General features: G+C 39.2%; 15 protein-coding genes. 12 read left to right on the forward strand and 3 right to left on the reverse strand.

Annotated elements, in window-relative coordinates; all coding sequences use genetic code 11:
- The first annotated feature begins 7 nt into the window (after window positions 1-7).
- The 4 genes from groL to lon all read left to right on the forward strand — a co-directional run bounded on the left by groL (window position 8) and on the right by lon (window position 7,622).
- A complete protein-coding gene (gene groL, locus B9T66_RS02230; protein ID WP_095627374.1) occupies window positions 8-1,642 on the forward strand; it encodes a chaperonin GroEL in 1,635 nt (544 codons plus the stop codon).
- A 238-nt stretch (window positions 1,643-1,880) separates the two neighbouring features.
- A complete protein-coding gene (alaS, locus tag B9T66_RS02235; protein WP_180763313.1) occupies window positions 1,881-4,559 on the forward strand; it encodes an alanine--tRNA ligase in 2,679 nt (892 codons plus the stop codon).
- Window positions 4,560-4,590: 31 nt separating this feature from the next.
- Window positions 4,591-5,232 (forward strand): outer membrane protein assembly factor BamD, encoded by a 642-nt coding sequence (locus tag B9T66_RS02240; protein ID WP_095627375.1) that lies wholly within the window; start codon window positions 4,591-4,593, stop codon window positions 5,230-5,232.
- A 26-nt stretch (window positions 5,233-5,258) separates the two neighbouring features.
- Complete coding sequence (lon, locus tag B9T66_RS02245) at window positions 5,259-7,622, forward strand: endopeptidase La (RefSeq protein WP_095627376.1); 2,364 nt, start codon at window positions 5,259-5,261, stop codon at window positions 7,620-7,622.
- Window positions 7,623-7,671: 49 nt separating this feature from the next.
- Here lon and B9T66_RS02250 read toward each other — a convergent pair whose 3' ends face one another.
- Entirely contained in the window at window positions 7,672-9,330 is a 1,659-nt protein-coding gene (locus B9T66_RS02250) for a cation acetate symporter (RefSeq protein ID WP_095627377.1), read from the reverse strand.
- Between the two features lie 4 nt (window positions 9,331-9,334).
- Window positions 9,335-9,670 carry a DUF485 domain-containing protein gene (locus B9T66_RS02255; RefSeq protein ID WP_095627378.1) on the reverse strand — a complete coding sequence of 112 codons (336 nt, stop codon included), beginning with the start codon at window positions 9,668-9,670 and terminating at the stop codon, window positions 9,335-9,337.
- 326 nt (window positions 9,671-9,996) lie between these two features.
- On the opposite strand from B9T66_RS02255, the gene B9T66_RS02260 reads away from it, so the two are divergent.
- The 7 genes from B9T66_RS02260 (at window position 9,997) to bioD (ending at window position 19,936) form a co-directional block, all read left to right on the forward strand.
- Complete coding sequence (locus B9T66_RS02260) at window positions 9,997-11,049, forward strand: efflux RND transporter periplasmic adaptor subunit (RefSeq protein ID WP_095627379.1); 1,053 nt, start codon at window positions 9,997-9,999, stop codon at window positions 11,047-11,049.
- A 5-nt stretch (window positions 11,050-11,054) separates the two neighbouring features.
- On the forward strand, window positions 11,055-14,339 hold the full coding sequence (locus B9T66_RS02265) for an efflux RND transporter permease subunit (RefSeq protein ID WP_095627380.1): 3,285 nt from the start codon (window positions 11,055-11,057) through the stop codon (window positions 14,337-14,339).
- 4 nt (window positions 14,340-14,343) lie between these two features.
- Window positions 14,344-15,603, forward strand: coding sequence for a TolC family protein (locus B9T66_RS02270; protein ID WP_095627381.1), 1,260 nt, complete (start codon window positions 14,344-14,346; stop codon window positions 15,601-15,603).
- Window positions 15,604-15,711: 108 nt separating this feature from the next.
- Window positions 15,712-16,185, forward strand: a complete 474-nt coding sequence (gene aroQ / locus B9T66_RS02275; protein WP_095627382.1) for a type II 3-dehydroquinate dehydratase — start codon at window positions 15,712-15,714, stop codon at window positions 16,183-16,185.
- Between the two features lie 5 nt (window positions 16,186-16,190).
- Complete coding sequence (locus B9T66_RS02280) at window positions 16,191-17,252, forward strand: M24 family metallopeptidase (RefSeq protein WP_095627383.1); 1,062 nt, start codon at window positions 16,191-16,193, stop codon at window positions 17,250-17,252.
- 40 nt (window positions 17,253-17,292) lie between these two features.
- On the forward strand, window positions 17,293-19,260 hold the full coding sequence (locus B9T66_RS02285) for a motility associated factor glycosyltransferase family protein (RefSeq protein WP_095627384.1): 1,968 nt from the start codon (window positions 17,293-17,295) through the stop codon (window positions 19,258-19,260).
- Window positions 19,261-19,264: 4 nt separating this feature from the next.
- On the forward strand, window positions 19,265-19,936 hold the full coding sequence (gene bioD, locus B9T66_RS02290) for a dethiobiotin synthase (RefSeq protein WP_180763314.1): 672 nt from the start codon (window positions 19,265-19,267) through the stop codon (window positions 19,934-19,936).
- A 61-nt stretch (window positions 19,937-19,997) separates the two neighbouring features.
- On the opposite strand, the gene gdhA is transcribed toward bioD, so the two are convergent.
- Entirely contained in the window at window positions 19,998-21,350 is a 1,353-nt protein-coding gene (gdhA, locus tag B9T66_RS02295) for an NADP-specific glutamate dehydrogenase (RefSeq protein WP_095627386.1), read from the reverse strand.
- Window positions 21,351-21,712: 362 nt separating this feature from the next.
- On the opposite strand from gdhA, the gene bamA reads away from it, so the two are divergent.
- On the forward strand, window positions 21,713-23,992 hold the full coding sequence (gene bamA, locus B9T66_RS02300) for an outer membrane protein assembly factor BamA (protein ID WP_095627387.1): 2,280 nt from the start codon (window positions 21,713-21,715) through the stop codon (window positions 23,990-23,992).
- The last annotated feature ends 16 nt before the right edge of the window (window positions 23,993-24,008 follow it).

The following is a 24,008-nucleotide window of genomic DNA, read 5'->3' on the forward strand; positions in this document are numbered from 1 at the left end:
GTTTATCATGGCAAACAAAGAAATTCACTTTGCAGATTCTGCAAGAAACAAGCTTTATGAAGGTATTAAACAATTAAGCGATGCAGTAAAAGTAACTATGGGACCAAGAGGGCGTAATGTTCTTATTCAAAAATCTTATGGTGCACCAACTATCACAAAAGATGGTGTGTCTGTAGCAAAAGAAGTAGAACTTGCGGATCCAATTGCTAATATGGGTGCACAGCTTGTTAAAGAAGTTGCAAGCAAAACTGCTGATGCAGCAGGTGATGGCACAACAACAGCAACCGTTTTGGCACACAGCATTTTTAAAGAAGGCTTGCGCAATATCACTGCAGGTGCAAATCCTGTTGAGGTAAAACGCGGTATGGATAAGGCTAGTGAAGCAATTATCCAAGAGCTTAAAAAAGGAAGCAAAAAAGTTGGCGGTAAAGATGAAATCGCGCAAGTAGCGACTATTTCTGCAAACTCTGATGATAAAATCGGTAGCCTTATTGCTGAGGCTATGGAAAAAGTAGGCAAAGATGGTGTGATCACCGTTGAAGAAGCTAAGGGTATTAATGATGAGCTTAATGTGGTTGAAGGTATGCAATTTGATAGAGGATACCTTTCTGCATATTTTGTAACTAATACTGACAAAATGATTGCACAGCTTGAAAATGCGTATGTGCTTTTGACAGACAAAAAAATCTCAAATATGAAAGAGATTTTACCTTTGCTTGAAGCTACTATGCAAAGTGGTAAGCCACTTCTTATTATCGCTGAAGACATTGAAGGTGAAGCACTTACAACATTGGTTGTAAATAAACTTCGCGGTGTGCTTAATGTTTCTGCCGTAAAAGCTCCTGGATTTGGTGATAGAAGAAAAGCAATGCTTCAAGATATCGCAATTCTTACAGGTGGACAAGTTATTAGTGAAGAGCTTGGCAAAACACTTGAAGCAGCTAGTTTGCAAGATTTGGGACAAGCAGCACGCATCGTGATTGACAAAGACAACACAACTATCGTAGATGGTAAAGGCAAAGCTCAAGCTGTTAAAGAAAGAATCGCGCAGATTAAAACAGAGATTGAGAATACTACAAGTGATTATGATAGGGAAAAACTTCAAGAACGCCTCGCTAAACTTAGTGGCGGTGTAGCGGTGATCAAAGTTGGTGCAGCTACAGAAGTAGAGATGAAAGAGAAAAAAGATCGTGTAGATGATGCACTTTCTGCGACAAAAGCAGCGGTTGATGAAGGTATTGTTATCGGTGGTGGTGCAGCACTTATCCATGCAGCGCAAAAAGTTAAACTCAAACTTGAGGGTGATGAGGCGATTGGGTATGATATCATCAAGCGCGCTATTAAAGCACCTTTGGCACAAATTGCAGCAAATGCTGGATTTGATAGCGGTGTGGTTGTTAATGAAGTGCAAAATGCTAAAGAAACAATAGGCTTTAACGCTAGCAAAGGTGAATATGTAGATATGTTTAAGGCAGGTATCATCGATCCACTTAAAGTAACTCGCATTGCTTTGCAAAACGCAGTATCTGTTTCTAGCTTGTTGCTTACTACAGAAGCGACAATTAATGAAATCAAAGAAGATAAACCAGCTCCAGCAATGCCAGATATGGGCGGTATGGGTGGAATGGGCGGTATGATGTAATTTTGCCTAATATTCTAATCCATAGAATACCTAGCTATATGTTAGGTATTCTGTCTTCTTTACTCCTGCATATATAAAATTTTGTATTATTCATCTCTTGTTTGTGGCTTTTGTTTTGGATTGATAGAGATTGTGAATCTTAGGATTCTAAGGCAAGAGAGGGTTTTTGGAATAATAGAAAATTTTATGTTTTTAAGATACAATGCTAAAAAAGTGCTTTAGATAAGGATTGATAGAAATGGATGTGCGTGCTGCATTTTTAGATTTTTTTCAACAAAAAGGGCATAAGATTTATGATTCTATGCCACTTGTGCCAAATGATGCGACATTGCTTTTTACAAATGCGGGTATGGTGCAGTTTAAAGATATTTTTACAGGTAGGCTTCCGCGTCCGCAAATCCCCCGTGCTACTAGTTCACAGATCTGTATGCGGGCAGGTGGCAAACATAATGACTTAGAAAATGTTGGCTATACTGCGCGTCATCACACGCTTTTTGAGATGTTGGGAAATTTTAGTTTTGGGGATTATTTCAAACAAGATGCCATAGCTTATGCGTGGGAATTGGTTACTAAAGTTTTAGACTTTGATGAAAAAGTGCTTTATGTGAGTGTGCATGAAAGTGATGATGAGGCATTTAAGATTTGGAGCAATTATATAGACCCTAGTAAGATAATGCGTATGGGTGATAAAGACAATTTCTGGCAAATGGGTGATGTAGGTCCTTGTGGTCCTTGTAGTGAAATTTATGTTGATCAAGGGAGCGAATTTTTTCACTCAAGCGAGGATTTTTTTGGTGGTGAGGGCGATAGATTCTTAGAAATATGGAATCTTGTCTTTATGCAATATGAGCGTGATGAAAGTGGGATACTAAAGCCTTTGCCAAGCCCAAGTATCGATACAGGTATGGGATTGGAGCGTGTGATCGCACTCAAAGAAGGCAAGATAAATAACTTTGACACTTCGCTTTTTGCACCGCTTATGCGATGTATTGAGAATCTAACACAGCAAGAATATATTAGCGATGATGTTTTGTTGAAAGGTTCTTATACACAAGAACAACGAGAGCATATCAAAGCTCGTATCTCAAGCTTTCGTGTGATTGCTGATCATGCGCGTAGTGTGGCATTTTTACTTGCTCAAGGTGTGCATTTTGACAAAGAGGGTCGTGGCTATGTTTTGCGTAGAATCTTGCGCCGAGCAGTTCGACATGGATATTTGCTTGGACTTAAAGAAGCATTTTTATACAAGGTGATAGAGGTATTGGCACAATCTATGCAAGGTGCTTACCCATATCTTTTGGAGCGAAAAGATATAATCACCAAGCAGTGCAAAAGTGAAGAAGAGCGGTTTTTAGAAACTATTGATGCAGGTATGGAGCTTTTTAATAAAGAATTATATGCAATGGGCATAGCCTCGCAAAATACACATAATAAGCAAGAGATTCATACCCAAAAAGATAAAAAATTTAGTGGCGAAGTGGCTTTTAGATTGTATGACACCTATGGTTTCCCGCTTGATCTTACACAAGATATGTTACGCGATAGAGGCATAGAAGTAGATATGCAAGATTTTGATTCTTGTATGCAAGCCCAAAAACAGCGCTCTAAAGCTAGTTGGAAGGGTAGCGGAGATAGTGCGCAAGAAGGTGATTTTAAAGAGATTCTTAGTGCGTTTGGTGAAAATACATTTGTAGGTTATGATACAGATTGTGCGCAGACAAAAATTTTGGCGTTATTAGATTCTGCATTTAAGCGTGTGCAATCTCTCCAAGCAGGAGCAGATGGTTATGTGCTTTTGCATACTACGCCGCTCTATCCAGAATCTGGTGGTCCTGTAGGCGATAAGGGCGTGCTTTTAGACTTGCAGGGGCAAGTGTGTGCTTTTGTGAGCGATACTAAAAAATATTTTGGACTTATCATTTCTCAAGTGCATACAAACAAAGCACTTACTCAAGATCAAGAGGTGGTAGCACAAGTAGATAGTTCGCGCGGTGAAATAGCCAAACACCATTCCGCAACGCATCTTTTGCACCTGTCTTTACGCAAGATGTTAGGTGAGCATGTTACGCAAGCTGGTAGTTTGGTTGAGGCACATCGTTTGCGTTTTGACTTTAGTCATACTAAGCCTCTTAGCCAAGAGGAGCTTGAGCGCATAGAATCTGATGTGAATGCACAAATATGCGCCGCAAATGCGCAAGTATGTGAGACTATGCCACTAGAGGCAGCAAAAGCAAAGGGAGCTATGGCACTTTTTGGTGAGAAGTATGCGGATAATGTGCGCGTGGTAAGTTTTGGAGATTCTGTTGAATTATGCGGAGGGATACATGTGTCAAATACCGCTCAAATTGGCAGTTTTTATATCACCAAAGAAAGTGGTGTGAGTAGCGGTGTGCGACGTATAGAGGCTGTGTGTGGGTATGCTGCTTATGAATGGGGCAAAAAGGCATTAGACACACTTAAACATGCCAAAGATGCGCTTAAAGCCCAAGATGTGCTAGTAGGAATTAGCAAGCTTCAATCCCAGCTAAAAGAACTTAAGCAAACTTCATCGCATGGCACAGCAAGCAAAGAGTTTGCGTATGAGCAAATACAAGGATGTCATTTTGTGGTTACAAAGCTTGAAAACATTCAGAGCGCACAAGCAAAGGCATATATCGATGAGGCAAAAAATAAATACCAAAGCGTAGCGATTTTACTTATTGTAGAAAATGAGGGCAAGGTTTTTATTGCCGCAGGAGTAAAAAATGCACCACTAAAGGCAGGAGCGTGGGTTAAGGAGGTTGCACAGATTCTAGGCGGTAATGGCGGTGGACGCGATGACTTTGCTACTGCTGGTGGCAAGGATGTGGCACATATTGATAAGGCTTTAGAGCGTGCGCGTGAGTTTGCGCTAGAATGTTTTAGAGAGACCAATTAGTTTAAGAGTTTCACACAAAAAAGAGGAGAATATGCGTAAGATTCTATACATTGGATTTGTGAGTGTGTGGGTGTTGTATTTTGGTGCTTGTTCGCAAAAAGAGCTAGAATATAACAAACCAGCTATATATTGGTATGAAAACATACTCAAAGAAATCAATTTTGGGAATCTTGAGGGCGCAGATTCTAATTTTTCTTCTTTGCAATCTGAACATATTAATTCGCCTCTTGTGCCCGAAGCCATGTTAATCCTTGCACAGGCGCATATGGATAGAGAAGAATATTTGTTGGCAACTTTTTATATTGATGAGTATGAGAAGCGTTATTCCACTATCGGCGATCAAGATTATTTGGGATATCTCAAAATTCTTGCAAATTATTATGGGTTTAAAAATTATGCCAAGGACCAAGAGTTTATGTATCGTTCTATTAGTGAAATTGAAACATATTTAGAAACCTTTCCAAATAGTCGATACGCACCATTTGTTGAGTATGTGTTTATTAAATTTAAACTTGGTGAAAATGATTTGAATACAGCCATTGCCAATGTCTATAAGCGTAAAGGAAAAGAACAGGCGCAAGAAGATTATCTCTCAAGAAATCAAGATATTATCGAGGGACTTGAAATCAAATCCTCATATATTCCTTGGTATGTGCGGATTTTTAACTGGTAATAAAATTTAATAAGAGGTTTACAATAATGCATAATGATGATATTTTAGAATTTCCGATGACCTTACCCTTGCTCGTGCAAGATGAGCTTTTTATCTATCCATTTATGATCTTGCCTATTTTTGTGAGCGATGAGGAAAACATATGCGCCATTGATAAAGCTATGGAGAGCAAAGATATGGAGCAAAAGCGTATTTTTGTCTCTGTGGCTAAAGAAGATGGAGGATTTTATGATGTGGGCGTGATGGGGCATATTATGCGAAAGACTGCCATTCCCGATGGGCGCATAAAAATCCTCTTTCAAGGTCTTTATAAATGCAAAGTGCTTGGTGTAACACAAGGAGAGCCATTAGAGGTTCATATAGATCGTATAGAATCTAAGCCCTATGAGGAAAACACTGCGAATGCTTTGCTAGAGATTTTGCGTGAAAAAGTCAAGGTTTTGGCAAACTTAGCACAACATTTTCCACCGGATTTGCTTAAAGCTCTTGATGAAAATTATGATCCTAATCGCATTGTTGATCTTGTGGCTTCTGGGATTCGACTAAAAAAAGATGTCGCTTATACGCTTTTTGCCAAAGATGATGTATTAGAGCGCTTGGAGCTTATTATTGAATGCGTAATGGAGGAGATTCAAGCCCAAAAAATGCAAAAAGAGATTAAATCCAAAGTGCATAATAAAATGGAGCAAATCAATAAGGAATATTTTCTCAAAGAGCAGCTAAAGCTTATCCAAAAAGAGCTAGGCGAGAATCCAAAAGATGAAGAAATAGAGCACTATAGCCAAAAGCTAGAATCTTTGCGCCCACATATGCACGAAGATGCATACAAAGAGATAAAAAAACAAATTACTCGCCTTTCTCGTATGCACCAAGATAGCGCCGATGCAAATTTATTGCAAAACTATGTAGAATGGTGTTTGGAGATTCCCTTTGGGAAATTTGCTCCCACTAAGATTGCTATCAAAAACCTTGCCAAGCAGTTAGATTCTGATCACTACGCATTACAAAAGCCTAAAGAAAGGATTATAGAATATTTTGCGGTGCGAGAGCTTGCTGCTAGGCGTAAGCAAGATAGTAAAGATTCTAAGGGCACCATTTTATGCTTTTTTGGACCTCCGGGTGTGGGAAAAACAAGCCTTGCAAACTCTATCGCTAAGGCGGCAAAACGCTCTCTTGTACGTATTGCGTTAGGTGGTATGGAGGATGTCAATGAGTTACGCGGACATAGACGCACATATATAGGTGCTATGCCCGGACGAATCACACAAGGTTTGATAGAAGCCAAAGAGTTAAATCCTGTGATTGTATTAGATGAGATTGATAAAGTGGGTAAAAGCTACAGAGGCGATCCATCTAGTGTGCTTTTAGAGATTCTAGATCCAGAGCAAAATGTAGCATTTAGGGATTATTATACAAATTTTGATCTTGATCTTTCGCAAGTTATTTTTATTGCTACAGCCAATGATATAGGTATGATTCCTCCACCTTTGCGCGATAGAATGGAATTTATTGAAATTTCTAGTTATACGCCACAAGAAAAATTTGAGATTGCGCGTAAGTATTTAATCCCCCAAGAGATTAAAAAACACGCTCTTAAATCTACAGAAGTTTCTCTTAGCATAGGAGCGCTTAAAGAGCTTATAGAAAAATACACAAGAGAAGCAGGTGTGCGGAATCTACGACGACAAATTGCTGCAATAATGCGTAAGGTGGCTAAAGAGATTCTAAGCAAAGAAGGGGATACAAAGATTCTCATCACACAAAAAGATCTCCCTACATATCTCCACAAAAAGGTATTTGAAATCTCTAGTGCTGAGAAAAAAGATCAAATAGGCGTTACCAATGGCTTGGCTTGGACAAGTGTGGGAGGCGATGTCTTAAAGATTGAGGCTATTAAGATTAAGGGCAAGGGAGAATTAACGCTTACTGGTAGCCTTGGTGATGTAATGAAAGAATCTGCCAAAATTGCGCATTCTGTGGTAAAGACGCTTTTTGATTCTAAGTTTTTGCGCAACGCACAACACAAACAAGACACACAGATTTATAATAGCTATGATATACATCTGCATATTCCAGAGGGTGCGACACCAAAAGATGGACCTAGCGCAGGAATTACAATGGCTTGCACAATCGCAAGTATTTTGTCTGATAGGTGCGTAGATGGTAGTGTTGCTATGACAGGCGAACTAACATTAAGCGGCAATGTTTTGCCTATAGGCGGACTTAAGGAAAAATTGATTGCTGCACATAAGGCAGGAATTAAAAAAGCGCTTATTCCTATGAAAAATTATCAGCAGGATTTAGATGAAATTAGCCCACAGATTAAAGAGCAAATGCAGATAATTGGTGTAAACACGATCAAAGAAGTGTTAAAAATCGCACTTGTATAAAAAGGTCTCGAGTTTGCCTATATAGACAAACTCGGATACACTTAGAGTGTTAGTGTGCTACTGCTTCACTTGCTCCAATCCCTGTTTGTGCGCGGAAATCTTGAGCCTTAAATCCTAACCTATCGATTTTTGCACGCTCACTATTATCAAGTTTAGAGATGATAAAGATGAGTAAAAATGTCAATGGCATCGTAAAGATTGCAGGGTGTTCATAAGGGAAGATAGCTTCAGGGAATTTGAAAAGCTTCACCCATACGCTTTTACTAAGCAACACAAGCGTCAAGACACTAACTAAGCCGATTAATCCACCCCAAAATACCCCTTTTGTTGTGAGGTTTTTCCAATAAATACAAAGCAATATGATAGGAAAATTCACACTTGCGGCAATGGCAAAAGCAAGACCCACCATAAAGGCAACATTTTGACCTTCAAATCCTATACCAAGAATAATCGCCAATATACCAAGTCCGATAGATGCACCTTTTGTAACGCGCATTTCTAGTTTTGGATCACACACGCCATTTTTGCAAACATTGACAAATAAATCATGACTTATTGCACCAGCTCCAGAAATCGCCAATCCAGCTACCACCGCTAAAATTGTGGCAAAAGCTACAGCGCAAATAAATCCAAAGAATACATCACCACCAAGGGCTTGTGCCAAAATAACAGCCGCCATGTTGTTTGGGTGAGTGAATTTACCCTCGCTATCTGTAAAATCTGGATTGCCTAGCAAAAAGGCGATAGCACCAAATCCTATAATAAAGGTAAGGATATAAAAATACCCAATAAGCCCTGTAGCATAGAATGCGGATTTTCGTGCTTCTTTGGCATCTTTGACGGTAAAAAATCTCATCAATACATGAGGCAATCCAGCCGTCCCAAACATAAGTGCCAAACCTAAAGACAATGCAGAGACAGGATCAGGTAAAAATGTCCCAGGACGCATAATGGCTTCGCCACTTTTGTGGTTGCTAACAGCTTTTTCAAACCAAGATGCAAGATCAAAGTCTGCATAATAAAGCACCATAAGCGCCATAAATGTAGAACCACCTAGCAACAAACAAGCCTTAATGATTTGCACCCAAGTAGTTGCATGCATACCACCAAAAACAACATAGCAAATCATCAAGATTCCCACAATTATAACTGCTATTGTATATGGAAGTCCAAAAAGCACTTCTATGAGCTCTCCCGCACCCACCATTTGCGCGATAAGATAAAAAACAATCACAGCTAACCCACTAATTGCTGAAATTGTGCGAATGGGCTTAGATTGCAAGCGATATGCCACAATATCTGCAAATGTGTATTTACCTAGATTGCGAAATTTTTCGGCTATGAGAAAAAGCACAATAGGCCAACCAACCAAGAATCCAACAGAATAAATAAGCCCATCAAAGCCATTGGTAAATACCAATGCCACAATCCCCAAAAAGCTTGCCGCACTCATATAATCCCCAGCGATTGCAATACCATTTTGTAACCCAGTGATATTGCCCCCAGCGGTATAAAAGCCATCAGCAGATTTTGACTTTTTGTTAGAAAAATATGTAATGCCAAGCGTTGCCAAGACAAAAAGCACAAACAAGGTAATCGCAATGTAATTGAGATCACTTTTTTGCACTTCTCCTAGATCAAGTCCAGCACATAAGATAATTTGTGTGAGACTTATGGTCAAAAATCCCAAAAATATTTTATGTTTCATAGTGTTACCTCCCTTCTTGCAAATCTTCTATGAGTCCGTTTTGGCGTAACTCATCAATCACTTCTTCTTGTTCTTTGTCAAAGTATTTATTGGCAAAAAGCGTATAAATACCTGTTAGCGCAATAGATAACACAATGAGAAAAATTCCAAACATAATACCAAGCGTAATAGAGCTAGGCCCTAGCCTATATCCCAAAACCTCTGGGAAAAACCCAACACCAATAATAAACCCATAGTAACATATAAGGACAGCTATCGCAAGAGTAAGTCCAAATTTGTTACGAAAGCTTACAAATTGCCTAAAACGTTGTAACACAGCTTCTTTGTTATCGTTTGCCATACTGCACTCCTTTTGATTAAGATATTTTCAATGTAACAAAAAAATAACAATTTGTTAAGCTTTTTGTAATAAATGGAGATTTTTTCTCAAAAATATTGTGTTGATATGTATCAAAAATTACGATACGTAGGATATTTATCATTATATATACAAAATGAAACACTCAAGTTAAGAATCTACACATTATGAGTCGTGATTGTTGTCGTTTCCTATTTTTTGGATATGCGTGGTGTTTGGTATTGAAATATTTTGGATTTTACACGATTTAGCTTATACTTAGAGATGGTGGGTTTGTTTGGTTTAGAGTTTATACAGAGGGGAGTTAGATGAGAATTTTATTTCTCTTGATGTTTATGTGTTTTGGCTTGTTTGCACAAGATAAGGTTACAGAAGCAACAATTGTTTCACAGCCTATTCAAAAAGGCAAATTGCAAGCACAAACGTCATTTTTAGGCACATTACATTTTGTCAATGCCTCCAAAGTTGCCTCGCAAACAAGCGGTGTTGTGGAAAAAATCAATTTTAAAATCGGTGATTCTATCAAGATAAATGCCTCTCTTGCGCAGGTTAATGCTGATTTGTTGCAAAAAGAAATCCAAAGTAAACAAGCCAAGCTCAAACAAGCCCAATACATTCACGAACGCCAACAAAAAGAACTTGCACGTTATAAGAATCTACTTAAGTCTGAATCTGTGTCGCTCCAACAATACGAGAGTATCGAATACGAACAAAAATCTCAATACAGCAATATTTTGGCACTCACTTCTGAGCTAGAATCTGCCAAAATGGAGCTAAGCAAGAAAAATATTAAAGCTCCAATAGGCGGTATCATCGTGGATAAGATGATTAATAAGGGCGAATGGATTAATGTGGGTGATCCTATTTGTGAAATTGTGGATACTACGAGCGCAGAAATCATAGTTGATGTGCCATCAACAATGCTAACGCACCTAAAAAATGGGCAAGAAGTGGGTGTGATTATTGAGAAAAAGCATTATAGAGGCAAGATTTATGCCATTATCCCTCGTGCTGACACGCATACAAGGACATTTCCAGTGCATTTGCATGTAGAAAATGATGGGAGCTTTGTCGATGGTATGGCGACTCAAGTTTTGCTTTCTAGCGGTGGTGTGATTGAGGGTAATATGGTGCCTAGAGATTGCATTGTTGAATATTTGGGGACACAAAGTGTTTTTGTTGTGAGAGATTCTAAAGCGTATGCTGTGCCAGTTGAGGTGCTAAGTATGCAAGGAGAAAATGCGATTGTGCGTGGCAATCTAAAAAGCACAGATTCTGTTGTGTATCGTGGGCAAGATCGCCTCCAAAATGGTATGCAGGTGCGAGAATCTACCATTAATCTCAAAAATCCTAAAAAGTAGTCTCTATGATGCGCACACTCAAATTTTGCCTTCATAATCCTATGGTAGTTCTTGTGTGTGTGATTTTTGCGATGATGTTTGGGATTTTGGGCTTAAAGTCTATGCCTTATCAGCTTATGCCTCAGGTTAGTAAGCCAACAATTAGTGTTTATACGAATTGGAATGGCGCGACACCTTATGAGGTGGAAAAAGAGATTATTAATCGTCAGGAGAAATACCTTAAGGGTATCGAGGGCTTAGAATCTATGAGTTCTACCGCACGACAAGGACGCGCGGTGGTGTCGTTGGAATTTCAAAGTGGAGTAGATATAAATTTTGCTCTTTTAAAAGTCAGTGCGAAAATAGATGAGATAAAAGGCTATCCAGAAGATGTTCATAAGCCTACAATTGCTTTAAGCGGTGAGAGTATCCCACCAGCTATTTATCTTTTTTTGCGCACACTAGAGGGCAATACCCAAGAGGTGGATACTTATAAGACATTTTTTGAAGATTATGTGCTTGGGCATTTGGAGCGCATAGAGGGTGTTGGTGAAGTATTTTATCCCGGTGGGCGTGCCACACAGATGCAGATTTTGCTAGATTCTAAACAGCTTGCGCACCACAATATTAGCATAGCCGATGTTATTAGTGCGATCACTACACACAATGCCAACACAACCGCAGGAAGCCTTGATTATGGAATGCGCTCATATAAAATCAAGGTAGAATCCGAATACAACAACATTGCTTCTATTCTCCACACACCTATCCAAAAATCTGACAACAAGGTTTTGTATCTTCAGGATCTTGGTGTCGTGGTGGAGGGTTTTGCCAAACAAACAAGTTATGGGTATCTCAACGATACGCGCGCGCTTAGTGTGCAGATTGTGCCTACGCCAAATGCTAATATTTTGGATTTGACACAAAAGGTGCGCAAGGTAGTAGAGAGTCTTAATGAGGGTATTTTGCGCGATAATGATTTAGAGCTTGTGTGGAGTAGAGATGAAGAGGGCTATATCCTTGATGCATTATCTTTGGTAAAAAACAACATTATCGTAGGTATTATTTTGGCATGTGCAGTGTTGTATCTCTTTTTGCGCAATGTGTATTCTGTGGTGGTGGTGTTTATTGTTATCCCTATATGTATCATTAGCACATTTTTCTTTTTGAATCTTATGGGGCGCACATTAAATGTTATCTCTCTAGCAGGCGTGAGCTTTGCTATGAGTATGCTTATTGATAATGCTATAGTTGTGCTTGAAAACATCACGCGCCATTTGCACAAACAAAAACCACTTTTTAGGGCTTGTGTTGATGGCACAAGAGAAGTTATTGGGGCAATTTTTGCCTCGGTAGTAACAACTATCGCGATTTTTATTCCTATCATGGATATGCAACAGGATTTGGGGCAGCTGTTTTATGATGTCGCACTGAGCGTATGCTTTGGTTTGGGGATTTCATTTTTTGCTTCTATTTTTGTCATACCTACAATGATGCAAGTGTCTATGCAAACTTTTTATATTACATCTCACAAAACACAAAGCGCGTATCAAAAGCTTGGTATCGCGTGTGGCGAATGGCTTATGAGAGACTTAGATTTTATTTTGCACACACCTAAGCGTAGTGCAGTGTTTATAGTCGGATTTATGCTTTTTTGCGTGGTGAGTAGCTGGGCATTATTTCCAAGGCTTGATTATCTGCCTAAGGGCAACCAAAATTTTCTCATCGGATATGTGAATGCACCACCTGGCATATCTTATGAACAGCGAAAAGAGATTGGTGAGAGTATATTTTCTCAAAATAAACATCTCATAGAATCTTTGGGCTACACGCAGCGCGATTCTAAAGACTTGCCACCTATCAAGCATTTGTTTTTTTCTGGCAATGAATCTTATATGCAATTTGGTGTAACCTCAAGCAATCCTACAGAAATTCGGCGACTTATTCCACAGATTCAAGAAAGTATCAAAAACATTCCTGGTGTTAGGGCTTCTGTGGTGCAACAAGGAATCTTTGATAAGGGTTCTAGCACACAAAGCATTTATATTAATGTCATAGGGAGTGAGCTAGATTCTATAGTTGCTACTGCTACAAGCCTAAGTAACGCCATCACACAAAAAATGCCATATATGCAAGTGCGCCCACTTCCTGCACTAGAAAACACAAATCGCGAGATTGTATTGCACCCAGATTATGTAGCATTAGCCCTTAATGATCTTAACGCCAAGAGTTTTGGAGATATTATTGATGTGGTGCTTGATGGCAAACAAATTGATGAATTTAAAACGCGTAGTGGTAAAACCATAGATCTTGTGCTTAAAGCCTTGCCGGATTTAAGCGATGAGAGTATAGAACGCGCTAGAGAGAGTGTGGATTTTCAGGCTCCAGAAGACTTCTCGCACACACAAATTTATGTGCCTAGTGGCAGGTTGTTGCCTCTAACTTCACTTACAGATATTGTGCATGAATACACTATGGCGCAGATTCGGCATTTTGAGCGAGAGCGAACTATTTTACTTGTTTTAAACGCTCCTCCAAACAAACCCCTTGAGGAGATTCTCTCTAGTATCAAAGATGAGGTGTTACCTGAGCTAGAGGCAAAGGGTGAGTTGCGCGATAATCACCTTATCTTTGGTGGTGCTGCCAAGGATATTGAGGGTGGCAGAGAGGATTTGTATTTTGGATTTTTGTTGGCATTATGTATCACATATCTTATTTTGTGTGCGTTGTATGGAAATTTTTCTTATCCCTTTATTATTATCTTGAGTGTGCCTTTTGCAATCTGTGGCGGTTTATTTGGGCTAAGTTTTGTAAATGCCTTTGTGTATCCACAAAATCTCGATATGCTAAGTCTTTTGGGCTTTATTATTCTTGTGGGAAGCGTGGTGAATAATGCGATTTTAATCGTGTATCAAACCCAGCATAATCTTAACGATGGTATGGCGTATTTGCCCAGTATCACAGAATCTACCAAATCGCGTATGCGACCTATTTTTATGAGTATCCTTACAAGCGTGTTTGGATTAGCACCACTTGTGCTTTTTGGTGGTGCAGGGAGCGAGATTTATAGGGGACTTGGATCAGTGCTTGTGGGTGGCTTGTTGTTTTCGGGTGTGCTTAGCTTGTTGGTGATTCCAAGTGCGCTATTTTTGTATTTTTGGATACGAGAGCACAAAAAGGACTTGCAAGAAACATGCTATAATGTTTCCAAACAGGCCCTAAAGATTCTTCTAAAGGTTTTGAAAAATTTGGGGCATAGAGTGTGGCAGTTAGCAAACCGCATAAGACACAAATACCATAAACATAGGTAGGAGAATGAAAGCAAAAATAGCCCTCATAGCAATGTTGCCAATATATATGTTTGGGCTTAATCTTGATGAAACAATACGCTTGGCATTGCAAAATAGCGATGTGATAAAAGAACAAGAATTTAATGCCAAGCAATCTCGCGCAAACCTTTCGGCACAATATGGCAGATTCTCTCCAAAAGTTGGACTTCAATACACTATAACGCAAAATACGCGTGTCAATGATAGTGTGTATACGATTAACCTTAGTAATCTTCAAGTAACATACAACCTTTTTAATGGTTTGATAGATTTTTATGGGCTTAAGTCGTATGCAAATCTCCACAAGGCGCAGCAGTATATGTATGAGGCAAGCAAGCAAGATATTATTTTGCTTGCCAAAAGCCTTTATATTGAGATTTTACAAGCAAGAGATAATCTAGCAATTTCTACAGAATCTATCCGCCTTTTGGAGCTTCAAAAGGCACAGGCTGAACAATTTTATTTGCAAGGCGTGAAGGCAAAAAGTGATCTTTTGAGTGTGGAGGTGATGTTGGCTAATGCCAAGGTTACACAAAGCAATGATAAGAATCTTTTACATTATGCTACATTAGCACTTCAAAAGCTTATTATGCAACAAATCGATACACAAACTCTCGAAGAGATTGGACTCCAGAGCCTAGAAGCACTTTCTTTTGATCGCGAAAGGCTTTTAAACATTATGCTCTCTCATCGTTCCGAATACCTGTATATGCAAGAAATGATTACTTCAATAGAAAACCAAAAAAATGCACTTTATGGGAATTTTTTACCCACTCTTGATGTAAGTTTTTCTAAGAGGTGGTATAGCAATGATGTGAGTGTGCTGAATCGTTTTGGGACCAATCTTCAATCTCAAGCGCGTCTTAGTATGTCGTGGAATTTTTTTAATGGGTTTAGCGATACATATGCTATAGAATCTAAGCGTTATGAAATTTTGGCAACCAAAAGTAAGCTTAGCGATCTCAAAAAAGAAATGATACTCTCTCTTGATAAGGCACTTGATGATTTAGCCATAGCCAAGGAGCAATATAGCATTTCACAAAAGGCGATTGCTTTGGCTGAAGAAAATTATCGTATCATACAAAACCGCTACCAACAAAATATCGAAACCTCTAGGGAATTGCTTAATGTCGAGGTGGCGCTTAATCAAGCACGCTTACATTTTAACCAATCCCAACATCGCATTAATCTAGCTCTTGCCAATCTTGAGCGTATCGTGCAAAATCCATTATTGTTTTTGGACTAAGGCTTAGTTTAAGCAGGTTTTTATAGCATAACCGCTAGAGTCCTAGCCTTTATTAAGCGTAGGATTTGTGGGGACACAGGTATGCGTAAGTCTATGTAAGGAGCAGTTATGAAAATCCTAGTTATCCAAGGACCAAATCTTAATATTTTAGGACATCGCGAACCTCATATTTATGGTAATGTAACACTCGATCAGATTCACACCAACCTTCAAGCTCAAGCTAAGCAACATAATGCTGATATTGAATTTTTTCAAAGCAATTTTGAAGGTGAGATTATCGATAAACTTCAAGAATGTATAGGTGGGGAATATGATGGCGTTATCATTAATCCAGCTGCGTATTCTCACACTTCCATTGCTATTGCAGATTCTATTGCGAGTTGTGGTGTGCCAGTGATTGAGGTGCATATCAGTAATATTCACGCTAGAGAAGATTTCCGCGCCAAAAGCTACACGGGCAGAGTGTGTGCGGGTGTGATTACAGGGTTTGGTGTGTTTGGGTATCATTTGGGGCTTATTGCGCTTTTGCAGATTCTTAGTGAAATTGCCGCACTCAAAGCCCAGCAAAACAAACAACAATAATTCTCATGTCTTTTGATACTTCATTACCATACATTGTGCGTGATGAAAACGCACAATACTATGAATGTGGCTTTAGTTGCGATAATGCTATTGTATTGCATATACAAGATCAATGTTTTTTTATCACTGATTCTCGCTACACGCTAGAGGCAAAGCAAAATGTATATAAACATGTTGAGGTTTTAGAATCTAGTGATTTGCTTGATACACTTGCAACGCTCCTTGCCACACAGAGAGTAAAAAAACTTACCTTTAACCCCAATGAACTTTCGGTTGGATTCTATCAGACGCTTTTATCACATACACAAAAGCACAAATGCGAACTTTTGGCTGCTCCAAATTTTCATCAAAAATTGCGCATTATCAAATCAGATTCTCAAATCGCGCTCATTCAAAAATCCCAAAAGCTTAACAAACAAGCTTTCAAGGAATTTGCACGATTTGTGCGCAAGGCAATCCAAAAGGGCAAGGTATTGAGCGAAAGGGATTTGCATTTTTATGCCACGATGTTTTTAAGCCACAAGGGTGCATATGATTTGAGTTTTAATCCCATAGTGGGATTAAATGCCACAGGAGCTAAGCCCCACGCTTTGCCAAGTGAAAAAAATCTTTGCAAAAATAACGATCTCTTGCTTTTTGATGCAGGGATAAAATATCAGCGTTATTGTTCGGATAGGACACGCACAGCAAATGTATGTGCCGATATGAGTTTTGGCAAGTCCCAAAAATTTGCTTCTAAAAAGCAGCAAAAAATCTATGATATTGTGCTAAAGGCGCAAGAGAGAGCAATTTCTAAGGCTAGATCTGGTATGCGTGGATGTGAGATTGATGCACTAGCACGAGATGTGATAGAATCTAGTGGTTATGGAAAATATTTTGTGCATAGCACAGGGCATGGCGTTGGGCTAGATATACACGAGCTTCCACGCATTTCTGCCAAGAGCGAAGAGATCATACAAGATGGTATGGTATTTTCTATCGAGCCAGGTATTTACCTTGGAGATGAGTTTGGCGTGCGCATAGAAGATTTGGTTGTGATGAAAAATGGCAGAGCAGAGGTGCTATAAGATTGTGAGAATCTCTTATGGTGTGTAGGAGTATTTTGTGATGAGTCTTACAGAAATTTTATACTCTCATGATTTACGCCTTTTAGATTCATATATGAGTCAATGTTTTGTCAAAAATATGGAGTTTTTTAAATCCCTAAACCCTAAACTTTTTGCCGAGCTTAGCAAACCTCCTACTACACATAATCTTTTTTTTAATGATAATGAACTAAATATCATAAACCTCCAAGACAATGCCTTTGTGTATCCTAGAAGTGGCGAAAATACAATGATTGCCACACATATAGCGCTTAGCCAAACTCCTATGAATAATCCGCATTTTGTTGTGCATACCAATCACCTCGCACTTCAAAAGCTTGATGAAGATAAAATCCCACTCACTGCCTTTACTTGTAATGGCATTATCACACTTATGCAAGAGAGTGGCGGAGGACAATCCTATCATCTCCCTAGCAATTTTCTCCCTAGCTCGACATTTTTTGGCGTGCTTGGAGGTATTTTTTTGCAGTTACTTTTGGAGCGTGATGTATCGTTTCATTCTTTGCTTTTATTTGAAGAATATCTTGATATGTTGCGCATTATGCTATATTTTGTGGATTTTCCTTTGCTTTTTTCTCGGACCAATGATCGTGCGTGTTATATTTTTGTCCAAGATATCATTCATCAGGAATTTATTCATACATATTTTTCTTCACGCAAGATTACAAACAATTTTTTGCGTCTTGAAGTATTTTTGTATGAAAGTCCTAAAATTACAAATGCACGTGATATTGTCCATGAGGCTTATAGAGTGAATTCTCGTGGTTGGGGAAGCTTTGATGATGAAATGATAGGTGTGCGCAATACACTTCACAACCTCAAATCTCATTATCCGGTGTTGCATATGCCAGAGCGCGTTGAGATACCTATTTGTGTCGTGGGGAATGGAGCTAGTTTGGATATGCTTTTGCCTTTTATCAAAGCAAATGCCCACAATATGCTTATATTTTCTTGTGGCACAGCGATAAAACCACTCAAGGCATATGGCATAGAGCCTGATTTTCAAATTGAGATTGAGCGAATCTCTTATCTTAAAGATGTGTTGATACAAGCGCCTTTGGGCGATACTACTTTGCTTTGTGGTAGCGTCGTGCAACCAGAGGCTTTGGCTCTTGGTAAAAACGCTTATGTATTTATGCGTGGTGGAAGTGCAGGGGCTTATATGTTTGGTGCAAAAAGCGTTGTGGAATTTAGTGCGCCATATGTTGGCAATGCGGGTTTTGCACTTGCTGCACTTTTGGGTGAAGAGGTATTGATATGCGGACTTGATTGTGGCTATATCGAGGGCAAAAGCAAACATGCCAAAAATTCCTTTTATGGCAAAGAGGCACCACAGATTCCAGCTCATGCCTTTAAGGTGCAAGGTAACACAGAATCTAGTGTCTATTCTGACGCACTATTTAGCTTGAGTGCGCGTAGTATGGAGCGATGTATCAAGGCATTTGCACCGCGTATGGTGCTAAATCTTGGTGAGGGTGCGTATATACAAGGAACAAAGGCATGCAATATAGAGGAATTTAGTTTGCGCGAACTTGAGAGGGGAGAAAAGCAACAAGCCATTGACACAATTATCGCACATTGTAGCACCGATTATACGCAAGTTTTTAGGACATATGGGGATTTGAATCTTGCGGAAGTGCTTGCCTACAAAGAGGAATTTATGACACTTGTATCTTATAGAGTGTGCAACAAAAAGGAATTATTTGCCTTAATCGATCGCGCACATCACTTTAGTCTTAAGATGAGTGCGCAAAATGCCTTTGTAGGATTGCTTTTTGAGGGGAGTGTTGGACATATTTTGCATAATCTTATGGTGAGTGCATTGCATTTGCCTAGCGATGATATTGAGGAATTTTATTATAAAGCCGTGGGGATTATACGCGAGGGAATGGAAAAAATGGTGATGAGTTATAGACTGCTTTGTATAAGCTTAGGAAGGCAATTGACACATAATGTCAAGCAAGGATAAATATATGCGATTGCCGTATTTGGTGGTGGTAGGATCACACACAGATGTTGGTAAAAGTGCAGTGAGTGCCGCGCTTTGTTATGGATTAGGCTTAGTGTATCACAAGATTGTGCAAGCAGGCACACCCACAGATAGTGATGTTATTGCTACCCTTACGCCAGATACACACATTATCCCAAGTGCCATAACTTTGCAAACTCCCACTTCCCCACATAGAGCTAAAAAATTAGAATCTCTCCATTATGACGCCCTAGAGCTTCCATTACCCACATACACTACACCAGAGACTACTATCTTGATAGAGACTGCCGGAGGGCTTTATACGCCTATAGATTCTACGCATTGTGTGCTAGATTGGGTAGCATACCATCATTTACCGGTGGTGCTTGTAGGGCGACATTATTTGGGTGCAATCAATCATATTTTATTGAGCATAGAGGCGCTAAAGACTAGAAATATAGACATATTGGGGCTTATAATAAGCGGTGCTCGTGATAGTGAAGCGTATGATAGTGAAGAATTTATTACGCAATATAGCCAAATGCCAATCGCACATCTGCGAGAATTTGACAAAAATACATTACATATTCGCGAGGACTTTGCAAGGGCAGCTCGTGAGCTTGTGGGCGAGTTAAATACACTCTGCCACATACAAGAGCTTCTTTATACACATTAGGGGAGAATGATTTATAATGAGGGGAGTAATCTGCCCATAAGGGCAAATTACTTGTGTATTCTTAGAATACACCTTGATCGATCATTGCGTTAGCAACTTTTCTAAATCCTGCGATGTTAGCACCAAGCACAAGGTTTGTAGGTTCGCCAAATTCTGCAGCAGTTTGGCTTGCGTTTGTAAAGATACTTCTCATGATACCTTGAAGTCTTTCATCAACAACTTCAAAACTCCATGGTGTCATACTTGCATTTTGTGCCATCTCTAGTCCGCTTACTGCCACACCACCAGCATTCGCTGCTTTACCAGGACCATAGCAAATTTTTGCTTGGATAAAGTAATGTGCTGCTTCGATTGTTGAAGGCATATTAGCACCTTCGCTTACGCATTGGCAACCATTTTGGAGCAAGATTTTTGCATCTTCTAGGCTTAATTCATTTTGTGTTGCGCTAGGGAAAGCTGCAAAACAAGGAATTGCCCACACACCATTTGTGCCAGCTTTATAGTCGCTTGCTTTAGTATATACTGCACTACTTCTTTTTTGTGCATATTCTTCAAGTGAAGCGCGTTTTACTTCTTTGAGTTCTTTGAGTAGTGCAAGATCAATACCATCTTTGTCATAAATCATACCCTTAGAATCACTGATAGTTACAGGTTTTGCACCAAGCTGTTGAAGTTTTTCTACTGTGTAGATAGCCACATTTCCGCTTCCTGAAACGGTGCAAACTTTACCTTCTAGGCTTTCTCCGCGCGCTTTAAGCATTTCTTGTGCAAAATACACACTTCCATAACCTGTTGCTTCTGTTCTTACTAAGCTTCCGCCCCATCCAAGAGCTTTACCAGTAAGCACACCATCAAAGCGGTTAGTAAGTTTTCTGTATTGCCCAAAAAGATAACCAATCTCACGCCCACCTACACCTATGTCACCAGCAGGCACGTCTGTAGTAGCGCCGATATGTCGGTAGAGCTCATTCATAAATGCTTGACAAAATCGCATAATTTCGCCATCGCTTTTTTCTTTTGGATCAAAGTCACTACCACCTTTACCACCACCCATAGCAAGAGTTGTCAAAGAGTTTTTGAAAATTTGCTCAAATCCCAAAAACTTGATAACACCTTCATTAACACTTGGGTGAAATCGCAAACCACCTTTGTATGGTCCGATTGCAGAGTTAAATTCGATTCTGTATGCACGATTGACTTGCACTTTGCCTGCATCATCAACCCAGCTTACACGGAAGTGAATCTCGCGATCTGGCACAACAAGGCGCTCTAAGATAGCATTTTGTTGGTATTTTTTGTTTTTGTCAAGCTCAGGACTAAGAGATTCCAAAACCTCTTCTACTGCTTGATGAAACAACACCTGTGAAGGATAGTTTGTCTTTACCCTATTTAAAACTTCTTGTGCATATGACATAATGCTCTCCTTAATGTGTTTTAGCTTGTTCCTCTACTTCTTTGATAGTGTTCAGGACTAAGACTTCTGTGTTGGATAGCAAGCTTTGCGATTATATCTTATTTTTTTAGTTGTCAAGTCAAGCGTGAAAAAAATTGAGAAAATTTTTATCGCGATGTGGCATATATGAAACATTTTTTATTGAATCTACAGATGTAGGTCATAATATATGTAGGTAGATTTAAGATTGTTGGTATTGCCCAAACTTTCTTGTATGCATTGTGATAGCTTAGATTCTTTTTAATATTTTTTAAGTATAATCTCGCCCTTATTCATGTGAGTTTGGAGTGCAAGAATCTAAGTATGAGAGAATTCGTAAGCCTATGAAAAAATATCTAATACTATTATTTTTATTGTTATGTGTAAGTAGTGTCTATGGTGCGCAAATTACTGCTGTTCGCTATGAGGGTAGCACTTCTATATCTGACACTCTTGCGACAGAAATTTCAAAAATAAAGCCAGGTGATACACTTGATATAGATAAAGTTGATGATGCAGTTATTGCGTTTTTTCAACAAGGGTATTTTTCTGATGTATATGCGACTTTTGATAATGGGGTTTTAACCTTTCATTTTAAACAACGCCCTAAAGTCGCAAGTGTGGAGATTAAGGGCTATGGTAATGAGCAAGAAAAAGAAACTTTGTATAATCAGATTGGTATCAAAAAGGGTGATAGTTATGATGAAGTCAAGCTAGAGCGCGCCAAGCTTATTATTAAGACGGTCCTAGAATATCAGGGCTATTATGGTAGCGTGATTAGCGAAGAGCTTACGCCCATAGGAAGTGATGATGCTTATGCTATTACATTGAATGTTAATCAAGGTGAAAATATCATCATTACCAAGGCATATTATCAAGGGCGTGAAAAATTAAGCATGAGTGAAGTTCAAGAGCTCGCAGCCAATAGAGAAAAGCAATTTGCAGGGTGGTTGTGGGGACGCAATGATGGGAAACTAAAGCTCAATGATTTGGAATTTGATAGCGCGAGAATCCAAGATGCATATATGCGCAAAGGCTTTTTGGACGCAAATGTCTCTCCAGCCTTTTTGGAGGCGGATTTTAATGACTATAGCGCACAATTATATTATAAGATACAAGAGGGTGAGCGTTATAAGATTTCTGATGTAAAAATTGTTTTGCAAGATCCCGTGCTTTCAGAAGAAACGCTTCTTAAAAAACTTAAGATTCAAAAAAACGAGTATTTTAATATAGAGAATCTGCGTGCAGATATGGATATTATCAAGCAAGAAGTTGCGGATTTGGGTTATGCCTTTACGCGTGTGTCTCCTGATTTGGATAAAAATACAGCAGATTCTGAAGTCAAGGTTATTTATTATGTGCAAATAGGACAGAAAGTTAAAATAAATGATGTGATTATCACAGGTAATACGCGAACTGCTGATAAGATTATTCGACGCGAATTACTCTTGGCACCCGGTGATGAGTATTCTCTCTCACAATTACGCCGATCCGAAAACGCCCTAAAACGCTTGGGATATTTCGATAAGGTCGAGATTGAGGAGCGTAGGGTAAGCGAAGATTCTATGGATTTGCTTGTGAGTGTCCAAGAAGCGCGCACTGGTGAGCTTATGTTTGGGTTTGGATATGGAAGCTATGATAGGCTTATGCTTAATGCCTCTATTAGAGAGAGAAATCTCTTTGGGACAGGGCATAGCGGACAGCTTTATGTGGATTGGTCATATCGTAGGCAGCTTTTTAACCTCACGCTTACCAATCCGCGTATTTTAGATTCTGAATATAGTGAATCTGTGAGTGGATTTGTTTCGACATATTGGAACTGGGATTATCGCGAACAAACCGTGGGTGGAAGCATAAACTTTGGGCGCTTGATCACCGATACCTTTAGGGTTTCTTTGGGTTATACGCTAAGCACCACAAGAATCTTAGGATTCTATCAAGAAGCTACAGGCAATGCATATATGCAGTATTTCCAAGAAGTTTATAAAAATGGCGTAACTCCACTTGATGCACCGCTAAAGAGCGCTATTAGTCCAAGTATTTACTTTGATAACACCGATGATTATTACTTCCCCAAAAATGGTATCATCGCTTCTGCATATTTGGAATATGCTGGGCTTGGTGGTCAAGAGAAATATAGTAAGCTTTATGGGAAATTTGCTGCTTACAAACATCTAAAAAGTCTCATAGGCTTGGATCTTATCGCACGCTACAAGATGCAAGCAGGTATGATTATCGATCATGGATATACGCCTATTACAAGTAAATTTTATATGGGTGGTATCACGAGTGTTCGTGGGTATCAAATAAGCTCTCTTACGCCACGCTATTATACAAGTAGCTATCCACAAGGTATTCGTGTGGGTGGTAATTATATGATGACAAACTCTGTGGAGTTAAGTTATGGAATCTTGGAAAAAGCACAGATGCGCTTAGCGGTTTTCTATGATTATGGTATGATAGGCGTGGATTCAATCAATGAGACAATGCGACAATCATGGGGATTGGCTATAGAGTGGGTGAGCCCTATTGGACCTTTGGTGCTTGTATTCCCTAGGGCGATTAATCCTGCACCAAATGATTATACTTCGACATTTGAATTTACTATGGGCACGAGATTTTAGAATCACTAAAGGAGAT

It is taken from the genome of Helicobacter sp. TUL (genome assembly GCF_002287135.1).
Lineage (GTDB): Bacteria > Campylobacterota > Campylobacteria > Campylobacterales > Helicobacteraceae > Helicobacter_F.